13 protein-coding genes are annotated in these 13813 nt (G+C 58.6%); 1 reads left to right on the plus strand and 12 read right to left on the minus strand.

The features are described 5' to 3' along the window. Positions 1–25: 25 nt before the first annotated feature. The 12 genes from nsrR to nnr form a co-directional block, all read right to left on the minus strand. Positions 26–451, minus strand: a complete 426-nt coding sequence (nsrR, locus tag G6041_RS13445) for a nitric oxide-sensing transcriptional repressor NsrR (RefSeq protein WP_004385299.1) — start codon at positions 449–451, stop codon at positions 26–28. A gap of 154 nt (positions 452–605) precedes the next feature. Further along, positions 606–1904 (minus strand): adenylosuccinate synthase, encoded by a 1299-nt coding sequence (locus G6041_RS13450; protein WP_012123689.1) that lies wholly within the window; start codon positions 1902–1904, stop codon positions 606–608. A gap of 102 nt (positions 1905–2006) precedes the next feature. Beyond that, on the minus strand, positions 2007–2204 hold the full coding sequence (locus G6041_RS13455) for a DUF2065 domain-containing protein (RefSeq protein ID WP_004385297.1): 198 nt from the start codon (positions 2202–2204) through the stop codon (positions 2007–2009). 62 nt (positions 2205–2266) lie between these two features. Continuing rightward, the gene (hflC, locus tag G6041_RS13460; protein WP_004385296.1) at positions 2267–3271 is read right to left on the minus strand and encodes a protease modulator HflC; all 1005 of its coding nucleotides are present in this window, start codon (positions 3269–3271) and stop codon (positions 2267–2269) included. 2 nt (positions 3272–3273) lie between these two features. After that, positions 3274–4518 carry an FtsH protease activity modulator HflK gene (hflK, locus tag G6041_RS13465; RefSeq protein WP_004385295.1) on the minus strand — a complete coding sequence of 415 codons (1245 nt, stop codon included), beginning with the start codon at positions 4516–4518 and terminating at the stop codon, positions 3274–3276. A gap of 171 nt (positions 4519–4689) precedes the next feature. Further along, positions 4690–5970, minus strand: a complete 1281-nt coding sequence (gene hflX, locus G6041_RS13470) for a ribosome rescue GTPase HflX (RefSeq protein WP_004385294.1) — start codon at positions 5968–5970, stop codon at positions 4690–4692. Positions 5971–6043: 73 nt separating this feature from the next. After that, a complete protein-coding gene (gene hfq / locus G6041_RS13475) occupies positions 6044–6352 on the minus strand; it encodes an RNA chaperone Hfq (protein ID WP_004385293.1) in 309 nt (102 codons plus the stop codon). A 100-nt stretch (positions 6353–6452) separates the two neighbouring features. Next, positions 6453–7403 (minus strand): tRNA (adenosine(37)-N6)-dimethylallyltransferase MiaA, encoded by a 951-nt coding sequence (gene miaA / locus G6041_RS13480; protein ID WP_012123687.1) that lies wholly within the window; start codon positions 7401–7403, stop codon positions 6453–6455. Continuing rightward, entirely contained in the window at positions 7396–9303 is a 1908-nt protein-coding gene (gene mutL / locus G6041_RS13485) for a DNA mismatch repair endonuclease MutL (protein WP_012123686.1), read from the minus strand. Before mutL ends, miaA begins: the two co-directional genes overlap by 8 nt. Before the next feature lie 9 nt (positions 9304–9312). Continuing rightward, positions 9313–10659: an N-acetylmuramoyl-L-alanine amidase AmiB gene (gene amiB / locus G6041_RS13490; RefSeq protein ID WP_012123685.1), complete on the minus strand. Its 1347-nt coding sequence runs from the start codon at positions 10657–10659 to the stop codon at positions 9313–9315. A gap of 16 nt (positions 10660–10675) precedes the next feature. Next, a complete protein-coding gene (gene tsaE, locus G6041_RS13495; protein WP_012123684.1) occupies positions 10676–11134 on the minus strand; it encodes a tRNA (adenosine(37)-N6)-threonylcarbamoyltransferase complex ATPase subunit type 1 TsaE in 459 nt (152 codons plus the stop codon). Next, the gene (gene nnr, locus G6041_RS13500) at positions 11127–12656 is read right to left on the minus strand and encodes a bifunctional ADP-dependent NAD(P)H-hydrate dehydratase/NAD(P)H-hydrate epimerase (RefSeq protein ID WP_012123683.1); all 1530 of its coding nucleotides are present in this window, start codon (positions 12654–12656) and stop codon (positions 11127–11129) included. Before nnr ends, tsaE begins: the two co-directional genes overlap by 8 nt. Here nnr and queG point away from each other — a divergent pair. After that, positions 12655–13794, plus strand: coding sequence for a tRNA epoxyqueuosine(34) reductase QueG (queG, locus tag G6041_RS13505; RefSeq protein ID WP_012123682.1), 1140 nt, complete (start codon positions 12655–12657; stop codon positions 13792–13794). The two genes, nnr and queG, sit on opposite strands and share 2 nt — an antisense overlap. Positions 13795–13813: the final 19 nt, after the last annotated feature.

Raw genomic sequence — 13813 nt, forward strand, 5'->3', positions numbered from 1 at the left:
CGTTGTCATCAGTGGCGCGAATGCGTCATTCCACCAGCAGTAATTTGTAAAGCGGCTGGTTTTCCTGCACTAAATCGGCCAGCGTGTAGTTATCCAGTTCCTGAAGAAAGCGCGCCACCGCGTCGCCCAGCACCTGTTTCAGGCGACACGCGGGGGTGATGTGACAGAACGCGCTACTGCAGTTCACTATAGACAGGGGCTCCAGCTCACGCACGACATCACCAATACGGATGGTTGCGGCTGGTTTGCCAAGGCGGATCCCGCCGTTTTTACCCCTCACGGCGGTCACATAGCCCGCACGACTAAGTTGGTTGATTATTTTGACCATATGATTGCGGGAGACGCCGTACACCTCAGTGACTTCAGAAATGCTGGTCATGCGGCCTTCCGGCAAGGACGCCATATAGATCAAAGCCCGTAGCCCGAAATCGGTAAAACTCGTTAACTGCACATCAACCTCAGAATATGGGAGGGGAAAAACGCGGTTCGCCCAGTGGGCGATATATTGATGATAAACCAGCCACATGTCAGGCGGCTAATTTATTTGAAAAAGGCGGGTAAAAACCGGGAAAACAAAGGGCGCGTTTGCCGCGCCCCTGGTCATATTATGCGTCGAACGGATCGCGCAGGATCATGGTCTCGGTACGATCCGGACCGGTAGAGATGATGTCGATCGGCACGCCGGTGACTTCTTCAATACGTTTGATATAGTTCAGCGCCGCCTGCGGCAGGCCGCTGCGCTCTTTCACGCCGAAGGTGGATTCAGACCAGCCCGGCATGGTTTCGTAAATCGGCTCGATACCTTCCCAGTCATCCGCCGCCATCGGGGTGGTGGTGACTTCGCGGCCATCCGGCATACGGTAAGCGACGCAGATTTTCACCTCTTCCAGACCGTCCAGGACGTCCAGTTTGGTCAGGCAGAAGCCGGACAGGGAGTTGATCTGCACGGCACGGCGTACCGCAACCGCATCCAGCCAGCCGGTACGACGGCGACGACCGGTGGTGGCACCGAATTCATTGCCTTTTTTGCACAGGAACTCGCCGATATCGTCGAACAGCTCGGTCGGGAACGGGCCTGCGCCCACGCGGGTGGAGTAGGCTTTGATGATGCCGAGCACGTAATCCACATAACGCGGGCCAATGCCGGAACCGGTCGCGACGCCGCCTGCGGTGGTGTTGGAGGAGGTGACATACGGATAGGTGCCGTGGTCGATATCCAGCAGCGTACCCTGCGCGCCTTCAAACATGATGAAGTCGCCACGTTTACGCGCCTGATCCAGCAGATCGGAAACATCCACCACCATGCTGGTCAGCACGTCGGCAATCGCCATGACGTCGTCCAACACTTTCTGGTAGTCAACCGCTTCGACTTTGTAGAAGTTCACCAGCTGGAAGTTGTGGTATTCCAGTACTTCTTTCAGTTTTTCAGCGAAAGTGGCTTTATCAAAGAGATCGCCCACGCGCAGACCGCGACGTGCGACTTTATCTTCATAGGCCGGGCCGATGCCGCGACCAGTGGTGCCGATGGCTTTAGCGCCGCGCGCTTTCTCACGTGCGACGTCGAGCGCGACGTGGTAGTCGAGGATCAGCGGGCAGGCTTCAGATAACAGCAGACGTTCGCGAACCGGGATACCACGGTCTTCCAGTTCCTTCATCTCTTTCATCAGCGCGGCAGGCGACAGCACAACGCCGTTACCAATGATGCTGGTGACGTTATCGCGAAGAATGCCTGATGGAATAAGATGGAGGACGGTTTTTTCACCGTTGATTACGAGAGTATGGCCTGCGTTGTGACCGCCCTGGTAGCGTACAACATATTTAGCCCGTTCAGTCAGAAGATCGACGATCTTCCCTTTACCTTCGTCACCCCATTGGGTGCCCAGTACGACGACGTTGTTACCCATTTTTCAAAATCACCGTTTGCTTAAAAAAGGATTCTAACACCAGCTTTGCTGATGTTCAGCCCTTTTTGTATACAAATTTCGTCGATTTTGCCCGATTTTTATTCAGTTAATCGTTTTCCTCAACATGTAGTAGATAACAATCCCGGCAACCACAAGACCGCCACCGAAACGGCGCAGTAAGGTGTCCGGCATTTGCGCCACAGAGAGGATCATCCGCCGCCACAGACGTGGAAAAAGCAGCGGGCCGAGCCCTTCAACGACCAGTACCAGACCCAGCGCCAGCAAAACCGTTGTATTCATTGTGCGTAAAACCTGCATAAAAAAAGAGCCGGCAATGACCGGCTCTTGTTTAGGATAATGGCTTAACGTGTGCTATTGGCCGGCGTTTTCATATAACGGAAGAAATCGCTGTCCGGGCTTAACACCATCACGTCCTGATTGGAGTTAAAGCTGCTCTCATAGGCACGCAGGCTACGGATAAAGGCGTAGAAATCCGGATCCTGGCTGAACGCGTCGGCGAACAGTTTCGCGGCTTCGGCATCGCCTTCACCACGCAGGATACGCGCCTGACGCTCCGCTTCCGCAAGCGTACGGGTCACTTCGTAATCCGCCGCCGCGCGCAATTTCTCAGCCTCTTCCTGACCCTGTGAACGGTGACGACGGGCGACCGCTTCACGCTCGGCGCGCATACGGTTGAAGATAGCTTCCGAGACTTCCGCCGGCAGGTTGATCTGCTTGATACGCACGTCAACCACTTCAATACCGAGTGCGGCCATGCTGTTCGGGTTGATCACCGGCACTTTGCCGTTGGTCTCTTCGGTCACGCGTTTCGCCGCAGAGGCGATAGCGTCATCCGCCGCCGGGGTTTCGACTTCATCTTCAGTGCCCGCAGAACCGGAGTTCAGCGCTTCGCGCACTTCAGACGTCAGACGACCACGAGAATCGGTCACGATGTCTTTCACGTCGAGACGACCAATTTCAGAACGCAGACGGTCAGAGAACTTACGTTTCAGCAGCACTTCCGCCTGAGAGAGATCGCCACCGCCTGTCGCAAGGTAGTAACGGCTGAAATCGCTGATGCGCCATTTGATGTAAGAATCGACGATCAGGTCTTTCTTCTCTTTGGTGACGAAACGATCCGCCTGGTTATCCATGGTCTGGATACGGGCGTCCAGTGTCTTCACCGACTCGATAAACGGCAGCTTGAAGTGCAGGCCAGGCTCATACACTTTCGGCTTATTATCGTTGTCGCGCACCACTTTACTGAACTGCAGGATGATGCCGCGCTCACCCTCTTTCACCACAAAAATCGAGGTGTAAAGCACCACCAACGCGATGATGATTACCGCAATGACTGACTTACGCATCGTTATTCACTCCCTTCGCGCTGGTAATCGTTACGCTGCGCGTTGGCACGGCGTTGATCCATAATATCGCCACGGCCAGAGGACGCGCTGTTGCTCGCGCCGCTGTTGCCGCTGCCGGAGGCCGGCGGCAGACGCAGCAGCGGATTGCCGCTGTTATTGTCGTCGCTCGCGGCAGGCGCGGAGCCGCCTTTCAGCATCTGATCCAGCGGCAACACCATCAGGTTTCCGCCTTTATCGTTGACCAGCACTTTACGGGTGTGGCTAAGCACTTTTTCCATGGTTTCGATATACAGACGCTCGCGGGTAATTTCCGGCGCGGCTTTATATTCCGGCAGGATCTTCGCAAAGCGCGCCACTTCACCCTGAGCTTCCAGGACAGTCTGCGTTTTATACGCGCGGGCTTCTTCCAGAATACGCTGCGCCTGACCGTTCGCTCGCGGCTGCACTTCGTTGCTGTACGCTTCCGCTTCACGGATGTACTGCTGTTCGTTTTCACGGGCGGCGATCGCGTCGTCAAACGCGGCTTTTACCTCTTCCGGCGGACGGGCGGCCTGGAAGTTAACGTCGAGCAGCGTAATGCCCATGTTGTACGGACGAATGGTCTCTTCCAGCTCGCGCTGGGTATCGCTACGGATAACGGTACGGCCTTCCGTCAGAATGCGGTCCATCGTGTATTTACCGATGACGCCGCGCAGGGCGCTGTCGGTGGCCTGACGCAGGCTGTCGTCCGCGTTGGCGACGCTAAACAGGTAGCGCTGCGGATCGGTCACGCGGTACTGGACGTTCATCTCAACGCGCACGACGTTTTCATCAGACGTCAGCATGATGCCGGAGGCGGCCAGCTCACGCACGGCCTCTACGTTGACCGGCACCACTTCATCGATAAAGGTGGGCTTCCAGTTAAGACCCGGCTCAACCAGATGGCTGAATTTGCCAAAACGCGTCACAACGCCGCGCTCAGCTTCTTTGATGGTATAGAATCCGGTGACGGCCCATAAGACAACCGCAGCGACCGCGACGATACCGACAATACGACCGCCGACCGGGCTACGTGGCTCCTGCGAAGCACCGCCGCCTTTACCACCGCCAATGCCGCCCAGCTTTTTGCTGAGTTTACGGAAGATATCATCCAGATCCGGCGGCCCCTGCTCGCGACCGCCTTTATTTCCCCCAGAGTTGCCGCCAGGCTTGCTGCTTCCCCACGGGTCGCGGTCCTGTCCGTTATTACCGGGCTGATTCCACGCCATGTTTATGCTCCATATTTGTTATGCGGTGATATACCTTTCGTCCTTCAGATGGCGTGATGGCGTGCGCTTTCATTCATTGTGCTAATGCGAAAAAGCGCAGGCGTCATCACGCCGCCTGAGTTCATCCGGGTACCCCCCAAAGGGGAATATTTTCAGGCTTCGGCCGGCCGGTTAGACCACGTAGTCAACCAATGCCGGTTCCTGTTTACAGAGGCGACGCCAGTCAACAATCGGCATGCGAACTTGCAGTCCGACGCAACCGTCCTCCTCCATCCACTCTTTTTCGATCGCCTGAAGCTGGTAAAACCGGCTCCGCAGACGCCCCGCTTCCGGCGGAAGACGCAGCGCACGCTGGACTATTTCGCCGGAGAGACGTTCCGTCAGGGCCTGGAAAAGCAGTGGCACGCCCGCCCCCGTCTGCGCGGAAAGCCACACGCGGATGGGCACATTCTCGTCGTTCCTGTCGATACGCGGCTCGAAATCCTCCAGCATGTCGACTTTATTCATCACCAGCAGCGTCGGGATCTCGTGGGCGTCGATTTCTTCGAGCACGGTATTAACCGCCTCGATATTCTCCGCCATGCGGACATCCGCCGCGTCGATCACATGCAGCAGCAGCGTCGCCTGACGCGTCTCCTGCAGCGTGGCTTTAAACGCCGCGACCAGATCGTGCGGCAGATGGCGGATAAACCCGACCGTATCCGCCAGCACCGTTTCGCCGACGTCCGCGACGTCTATGCGGCGCAGCGTCGGGTCGAGTGTCGCGAACAGCTGATCCGCTGCATACACCTCAGCCGTGGTGATTTGGTTAAACAGGGTGGATTTGCCGGCGTTGGTGTAGCCCACCAGAGAGACGGTGGGAATATCGGCTTTGGTACGCGACCGACGTCCCTGCTCTCGCTGCTTCTCGACGCGCTCCAGGCGCGAGAGGATCTGAGTAATACGGTTACGCAGTAAGCGACGGTCGGTTTCCAGCTGGGTTTCACCCGGGCCGCGCAGGCCGATACCGCCTTTCTGGCGCTCAAGGTGGGTCCAGCCGCGCACCAGTCGCGTGGCTAAATGGCGCAGTTGCGCCAGCTCAACCTGCAGCTTCCCTTCATGGGTGCGTGCACGCTGGGCGAAAATATCAAGAATCAGGCCGGTGCGGTCGATAACGCGACACTCGCACAGGCGCTCAAGATTACGTTCCTGAGCCGGGGTCAACGCATGATCAAAAAGGACAACAGACGCCCCAGTGGCTTTGACTGCATCGGCAATCTCAACGGCTTTACCTTCACCAACAAAATACTTTGGGTGCGGCGCTTTACGGCTACCGGTAATCACCTGTAATGCTTCGACACCGGCGGAAGAGACCAGAGATTCGAACTCCTGGAGGTCTTCCATATCTTTGTCTTGCGTAAAATAGATGTGTACCAGCACCGCCTGCTCACCGGCATCATAACGGTCAAACAAGCGTAAACCCTCTTAAAATACCAGCGGGGAACACAGACGAACTGGTCCCCCGACATGGAGCAACAGCCAGGCCTTACTCGGCGTCTTCGCTATCCTGAGAGGCAGCGGAAGATGGCTGTGCGTTGTTGCTGTGATGGTAGTTATTGGAACCGCCACCCGCGTTGTTACTATGGTGAGAAACCGGACGAGACGGCACCACGGTCGAGATCGCGTGCTTATAAACCATCTGGCTGACCGTGTTTTTCAACAGGATCACGAACTGATCGAAAGATTCAATCTGACCTTGCAGCTTAATACCATTCACCAAATAAATAGAAACTGGAACACGTTCCCGACGCAGCGCGTTGAGGAACGGATCTTGCAAAGATTGCCCCTTAGCCATTCTATCTTTTCCTTATATGCTTGTTGTTTATACTCTTGAACCCTTGGGCTCTGAAAAACTGCGTAAAAATCCGCGCACGATACGGTTCAATTGTACACATTCATTGTTGCTTCGCACCAATAACCTGTAACACATCGCTGTACGCTTGTTCAGGCTTCTCACTGTCGAGCCAGTGTACGCCTTCCCAACCGCGCAGCCAGGTTATTTGCCGCTTCGCTAACTGTCTCGTGGCGCAAATACCTCGATAAACCATTTCGTCGTATGAGATTTCACCCGCCAGATAAGACCACATCTGACGGTATCCCACGCAACGAACGGAAGGCATGTCCGTATGCAAATCTCCACGGGCAAATAACGCCCGGACTTCTGCCTCAAAACCTGAAGCCAACATCTGGTGAAAACGCTGCTCAATGCGCTGATGGAGCAGTTCACGGCTCGCCGGGGCGATGGCGAACTGATGCACCTGATAGGGCAGAGCTTCTCCTGACGTTTGCGTCAGTTCCGTTAAAGTTTTACCCGAAATGAAAAAAACTTCCAGTGCCCGGGAAAGCCTTTGCGGATCGTTGGGATGGATTCGCTGCGCCGCGACAGGGTCGATATCCTGAAGCTTGCGGTGTAATGCGTCCCACCCCTGCTCTGCTGCCTGCCGTTCGATCTCCGCTCTGATGGTCGGATCCGCTGAAGGAAGCGGCGAAAGCCCTTCCAGCAACGCCTTAAAGTAGAGCATGGTGCCGCCCACCAGCAGCGGTATGCGTCCGGCGGCGACAATCTCCGCCATCGCTTGTAGCGCATCGCGGCGGAAATCGGCCGCGGAATACGCCTGCGCGGGATCGATAATATCCAGCAAGCGGTGCGGCGCCTGCGACAATTCGTGCGCATCAGGCTTGGCGGTGCCGATATCCATGCCCTTATAGACCAACGCGGAATCCACGCTAATCAGCTCCACCGGCAGCGTCTGGCGCAGGCGAATGGCTAACGCCGTTTTGCCGGATGCCGTCGGCCCCATCAGAAAAATCGCCTTCGGAAGGCCTGTTTTACTTACATCATTCATGTGTCAGGGCATTCATCGCCGGTTGTAGATCAATAGGTTGTAATAGACCACCCGGCGGCGTTTTCACCATCTGCGGACACAGCCTTTCGAGCTCTGCCAGCGTCGCGATGGCTTGCGCGACACTCCACGGTTGCGCGATAACCAGATGGCGGGCAAGCCATCCGGCAATAGCGGCGTCGTCAGCATTTGGTTGCTGCGCCAGGTAGCCTATCAGTTCGGGAATCAAGATTTGTAAATTTTGTTGGCGTAAGGGTAAAGGCACTGCACGAATTGTCACGTGATGCCCGTCGAGGACGATTTCGATACCCAGGCGCGCCAGTTGCGGCTGCGCGCGGGTCATAATATCGCGCTCGTCGCCGGAAATTTTCAGACGAACCGGAATCAGCAGCGGCTGTGCGCAGGGCGCTTCATCATGCGGCAACAGTTGCGCCTGTTTGAGATAACGCTCCGCCACGCTTAAGGCCAGCAGCATGAGCTTACCGTCGCGCTCAAGCAGCGCCACGTTTTCAGACACCAGCGTCAGCACGCGTCCAAAACTGTGCGAATGGCCGTCCAGCGCAGGCGCGGACGGCATAACTTCACGCGCGCTTGTCACCGAAGGCGCGGCAGGCGGCGGCGTCACCGCGGGCGTCTCCAGCAATTGTTTATACAGCGCGCCCTGCTGTTTCTGATAGCCCGGTGTCGCATGCGGCCAGCCGCCGTTGCTGGCAGCGCTGCGCCCTGCGTTGCTGCCTGCCGACGCCCCGCCGGATGAATAGCGCGGCGCGTCGTTCTCGCGTGCGCTCACACGCTCACGCGGCGCTGGGTCGGCAAACTGATTTTTCCCCGCCGCGACGCGGTTTTCAGGCTGAAAGCGTGGCGCGTCCTCGGCCGGTTCATTGAGAGAGAGCGGATTTGCCGCCTGCTGCTGCAGCACGCTTACCACGCCCTGATAGATAAAATCGTGCACCAGGCGCGACTGGTGAAAACGCACTTCATGCTTGGCCGGATGCACGTTCACATCCACCTGATGCGGATCGATTTCCAGATACAACACATACGCAGGTTGCTGATCGATGCCGAGCTTATCTTCACAGGCCTGGCGAATCGCATGGTTAATCAACCGGTCGCGCATCATACGGCCATTTACATAGCAGTACTGGATTTCGGCCAGTGCCGCCGTAGTGCCTTTCGGCTCCGCCACCCAACCGCGCAGCGCCAGATCGCCGTGCTGCCACTCGATAGCCAGCGCGTGCTCCAGAAATGCCGGGCCGCAAATGCTGCCAAGACGGCGTTCACGCGGCGCGTTGCCCTGCACGGCCCGGTACTGACGCATCATTTTGCCGTTATGGCTGAGATTAATCGTCACGTCAAAGCGCGCCAGCGCGATGCGCCGCACCACTTCGTCGATGTGCGTGAATTCGGTTTTCTCGGTGCGCATGAATTTGCGCCGCGCGGGGGTGTTGTAGAACAAATCCAGCACTTCCAGCGTGGTGCCGACCGGGTGTGCCGCCGGTTTGATGGTCACCTCCATATCGCGGCCTTCAGCGTACGCCTGCCAGGCTTCCTGCTGATCGGCGGTGCGCGAGGTGAGCGTGAGACGCGATACCGAGCTGATACTGGCCAGCGCCTCGCCGCGAAAGCCGAGGCTGATGATGGCTTCGAGATCGTCCAGCGAGGCGATTTTACTGGTGGCGTGACGCGCCAGCGCCAGCGCCAGCTCATCTTTCTTAATGCCAGCGCCGTTATCGCGGATGCGGATAAGCTTCGCGCCGCCACGCTCGATATCGATATCAATGCGCGTGGCGCCCGCATCAAGGCTGTTTTCCACCAGCTCTTTCACGACCGACGCAGGGCGCTCCACTACCTCGCCCGCGGCGATCTGGTTCGCAAGCTGCGGCGGCAGAACCTGAATCGGCATGAACTCTCCTTACTGAATCACGGTGACCTGACTTGTGGCGTTGTCAGCGGAGCGGGCGGTCTGCCCCGTTCCGCCGTCACCCTTTGGCGCGGCCTGGAGCGGATGCGCAATAAAGTAGTTGCGCAGCCCCTGATAAATCGCTTCGGCAATTTGCTGCTGATAATCATCGCTTGCCAGCAAACGCTCTTCGCCGGTGTTGCTGATAAAACCGGTCTCGACTAAAAGCGACGGGATATCCGGCGAGCGCAGCACGCCGAGGCTTGCGTGTTCCGGCCTGCGCTTATGCAGCGCGCCCACCCGCTGAAGCTGCCCGAGCACGCTGGTGGCGACATCATACCCGACGCGTTGTGAATGGCCGAACTGCAAATCCAGCACCGCCTGGCTCAGATACGGGTCCGCCTGGCTGTTCGCGAGCACGTCACCCGCGCCGCCCAGCAGTTCCGACTGTTTCTCATGCTGCTCCAGCCAGCTCGCCATTTCGCTGTTGGCGCGGCGGTTAGAGAGCACCCAGACAGACGCGCCGGTGGCGTCGCGGTTAGGCGCGGCGTCGGCGTGAATGGAGACCAACAGATTCGCGTTTTGCTGACGCGCCACATCGGAGCGGCCCATGACGGAGATAAAATAGTCGCCGTCGCGGGTCAGCACGCCCTTAAACATCGGATCGTCATTAAGCAGCGTACGCAACTTCCGGGCGATAGCGATGGTGACGTTTTTCTCGCGCACGCCGCCGGGGCCGATAGCGCCGGGATCCTGCCCGCCATGCCCGGCGTCGATAGCCACCACCACGCGATCGGATGTCGCGGTCCGACTGACGCTGCGCCCCGGCCGCGTCACGGTATTGCTGCCGACGACGCTGGTGATACGGTCGTTATCGGTGCGAAACGGGTTGCGCGCAGGCTCGGACGATCGAACGGGAGCGGCGACGGGCTCGCGCTGCGCCACAACCGGTGGCGGCGGTGGCGGCGGCGGCTCGTCGGCGTCGATCGTAAAGACGACGTTATAGCCCGCGCCCTTTTGCTGCTTCACCGCGCGCGCTTTGCCATCTTTGGTTAAATCGACCACCAGACGCAGCGACTGATTATCTTTCGGCTGCCCGGCGCGAATGCTCTTGACCAGGTTTTCGCCGCTAAAGATCAACGGCAGGCCCTGAATCACGCCGGTCTGTTTAATATCAAGGGCGACGCTGCGCTTACCCTGCTGCGAGTAAGCGTATTCAGGATCGCCCATAAAACTTAAGGTGATCCGCGCCTGGCCGTCGCCGTTGGACACCTGAATATCAGACAGCGTCGCTCCGAACGCGGGCGCGCATACCGCCAGCAGAAGCGCCACTACCCAGTTTTTCATGCGTGTGATCATCCTGTCGTCCTTGCGTTCAGGCGAGGCGGGCCAGCAGCGCGTCACCAGCGGCGGAGACCGCTTTCACCCGCGCTTCTCGCCCTTGCTCCTGCCATGACAAGTGGATTTCGATATCGGGCGACGGCAACACGCCCGCGCCCTGCTGCGGCCACTCGACAAGGCAAATGGCGTCGTCGGTGAAGTAATCGCGAATGCCCATGAACTCCAGCTCTTCTGGATCGGCCAGACGATAGAGATCGAAGTGATAGACCATTCTGTTTTCCAGCGTATAAGGCTCAACCAGCGTGTACGTCGGGCTTTTCACGTTGCCCTGATGACCGCACGCCTGCAGAAAGCCACGGCTGAATGTGGTTTTGCCCGCGCCTAAATCGCCATACAGATGGATAACGGTCGCGCCGGTGCAGGCACGCGCCACGCGTGCGCCGAGATCGAGGGTGGCCTGCTCTTCGGGTAAAGGTATAACGCGATTAATCATGATTCTGGTCTGTGTCTATATCCGGGTTAACAAAACGATAGAGCGTGGAAAACAGATCGGTTGCCAGCATGCCGCGCGTGCCAAAGCGCTTCGCGAGCGCATCCGCTGCCGCGCCGTGCGCCACGCTGCCTGCGCAGGCGGCATCAAAAAGGCGAAGCCCCTGCGCCAGCAACGCGCCGATAATACCGGAAAGCACGTCGCCCATGCCGCCCGTGCCCATGCCGGGATTGCCGGCATCGATAATGCCGCATTCATCCTGCGGCCCTGTTACCACCGTTCCCGCGCCTTTCAGCACCACGCAACCCCCGTAGCGCTGCGCCAGTTCTCTGGCGCTAAGTAAGCGGTCACTCTCAATTTCTGCCACGCTACGATTAAGTAACCGCGCGGCCTCGCCGGGATGCGGCGTAAGAATGCGATTGTGACTGGTATCGGGAGCGATTGCCAGAAGGTTAAGCGCGTCCGCATCCCACAGCATCGGTTTGTCGCACTGGCGTACTTTCGCCAGTGCCGATTTGCCCCACTCCTGCTGCCCGAGCCCCGGCCCGATAACCACGACGTCGGCCCATTCCAGACTGGCGTCGAGCGCGTCGAGGGTCAACTCATGCACCATCAGCTCCGGGCGTGCAGTCACAAGCGGCGCGATGTTTTCCGCGCGAGTAAGTACTCGCACCAGGCCTGCGCCCGCACGCAGCGCCGCCTCGCCGGTCATGCGGATGGCACCGGCGGTGCCATGATCGCCGCCGATAATCACCAGCCTGCCGTTATCGCCTTTATGCGAACCAGGACGGCGCGGCCGGAGCCAGCGGGAGAGCTGCGTTTCGTCAAAGCGCGCATACGGTGCCTGTTGCCCGGCAAGCCACGCCTCAAGCCCCAGCGCGTGATAATGCAGCTGCCCAACGACGTCACGTGCGCGGCCGGTAAGCAAGCCCGGTTTCAGCGCGATAAACGTCACGGTGTGCGCGGCATGAATGACCGCGCCCGGCGCAGCGCCGGTTTGCGCCAGCAGGCCGGATGGAATATCCAGCGCCACTACGGGTGCCCGGTGTTTATTCGCGTGTTCAATCAGCGTGGCGACGTTCTCGCGCGGAGCCTGAGAAAGCCCCGTGCCGAGCAATGCATCGATAATCAGATCGCACGTCTCCGGCAGCGGCGTGTGCGGCGCATGGATTTCACCGCCTGCGTTAAGCCAGGCCTCGCGCGCGGCCTGTGCTTCTTCCGGTAACGGTTTGTCGCTTTCCAGCGCCAGCAGCGTCACGTCAATGCCCGCCGCCTGCGCCAGACGCGCCACCACATAACCATCGCCACCGTTATTGCCGTGGCCGCACAGCACCAGCCAGCGCTGGCTGTGCGGATACGCCGCGCGCGCCACCTGGAACGCGGCATCGCCCGCGCGTTGCATCAGTTCATAGAGCGTCAACCCGAGGCTGTCCGCCGCCTCGCGTTCCGCCGTGCGCAGCCAGTCTGCGGGCCAGATGGAGTGTGGTATACTGGCGTCGTTTTTGTTCATCCCGTGGTCCGTCATGTCTGAACCCCTCGATCTCAATCAGTTAGCGCAAAAAATTAAACAATGGGGTGCCGAGCTCGGTTTCCAGCAGGTCGGTATTACCGATACCGATCTCAGCGCCAGCGAAGGCGCGTTACAGGCGTGGCTGGATAAACAGTACCATGGCGAAATGGAGTGGATGGCGCGTCACGGTATGTTGCGCGCCCGCCCGCATGAGCTGCTGCCCGGCACGCTGCGCGTTATCAGCGTGCGCATGAACTATCTGCCCGCAAGGGCGGCCTTTGCCAGCACGCTGAAAGATCCCTCGCTCGGCTACGTGAGCCGTTACGCCCTGGGGCGCGATTACCATAAGCTTTTGAGAAACCGGCTGAAAAAACTCGGCGAAACGCTGCAACAGCATTGCGCATCGCTGAATTTTAGACCTTTTGTCGACTCCGCGCCCATCCTTGAGCGCCCGCTCGCCGAAAAAGCGGGTCTCGGCTGGACCGGCAAGCATTCGCTGATTTTAAGTCGCGACGCAGGGTCGTTTTTCTTTCTTGGCGAACTGCTGGTGGATATACCGCTACCAGTGGATAAGCCTGTCGAAGAAGGCTGCGGGCGCTGCGTGGCCTGCATGACCATCTGCCCCACCGGCGCGATTGTCGAGCCGTACACGGTCGATGCGCGCCGCTGCATCTCCTATCTGACCATTGAGCTTGAAGGCGCGATCCCTGAAGAGTTTCGCCCGCTGATGGGCAACCGCATTTATGGCTGCGACGACTGCCAGTTAATTTGCCCGTGGAACCGTTTTTCACAACTCACCGATGAAGCGGATTTCAGCCCGCGCCAGGCGCTGCACGCGCCAAAGCTGATTGAGCTGTTTAGCTGGAGCGAAGCGCACTTTCTGAAAGTCACGGAAGGATCGGCGATTCGCCGCATTGGTCACTTACGCTGGCTGCGTAATATCGCGGTCGCGCTCGGCAACGCGCCCTGGGACGAGGCCAATATCATGGCGCTGCAACAGCGCAAGGGTGAGCACCCACTTCTTGATGAACATATTGACTGGGCCATTGCGCAACAAACAGACAAACGTAATGCCTGCGTGGTGGAAGTGCAGCTCCCGCAGAAACAGCGGCTGGTCAGAGTGATTGAAAAAGGCTTACCGCGCGACGCCTAGACGCGTTTCGCTGTGAATA

Origin of the sequence: Cronobacter sp. HA18003, assembly GCF_011605905.1 — a bacterium.
GTDB classification, from domain to species: Bacteria; Pseudomonadota; Gammaproteobacteria; order Enterobacterales; family Enterobacteriaceae; genus Cronobacter; species Cronobacter sakazakii.

Excerpts from the sequence above, each read along its gene's own strand:
- G6041_RS13450 (WP_012123689.1), bottom strand. The coding sequence starts at position 1,904 with ATGGGTAACAACGTCGTCGTACTGGGCACCCAATGGGGTGACGAAGGT.
- hflK (WP_004385295.1), bottom strand. The coding sequence starts at position 4,518 with ATGGCGTGGAATCAGCCCGGTAATAACGGACAGGACCGCGACCCGTGG.
- hfq (WP_004385293.1), bottom strand. The coding sequence starts at position 6,352 with ATGGCTAAGGGGCAATCTTTGCAAGATCCGTTCCTCAACGCGCTGCGT.
- mutL (WP_012123686.1), bottom strand. The coding sequence starts at position 9,303 with ATGCCGATTCAGGTTCTGCCGCCGCAGCTTGCGAACCAGATCGCCGCG.
- G6041_RS13455 (WP_004385297.1), bottom strand. The coding sequence starts at position 2,204 with ATGAATACAACGGTTTTGCTGGCGCTGGGTCTGGTACTGGTCGTTGAA.
- nnr (WP_012123683.1), bottom strand. The coding sequence starts at position 12,656 with ATGACGGACCACGGGATGAACAAAAACGACGCCAGTATACCACACTCC.
- hflC (WP_004385296.1), bottom strand. The coding sequence starts at position 3,271 with ATGCGTAAGTCAGTCATTGCGGTAATCATCATCGCGTTGGTGGTGCTT.
- amiB (WP_012123685.1), bottom strand. The coding sequence starts at position 10,659 with ATGATCACACGCATGAAAAACTGGGTAGTGGCGCTTCTGCTGGCGGTA.
- miaA (WP_012123687.1), bottom strand. The coding sequence starts at position 7,403 with ATGAATGATGTAAGTAAAACAGGCCTTCCGAAGGCGATTTTTCTGATG.
- queG (WP_012123682.1), top strand. The coding sequence starts at position 12,655 with ATGTCTGAACCCCTCGATCTCAATCAGTTAGCGCAAAAAATTAAACAA.
- tsaE (WP_012123684.1), bottom strand. The coding sequence starts at position 11,134 with ATGATTAATCGCGTTATACCTTTACCCGAAGAGCAGGCCACCCTCGAT.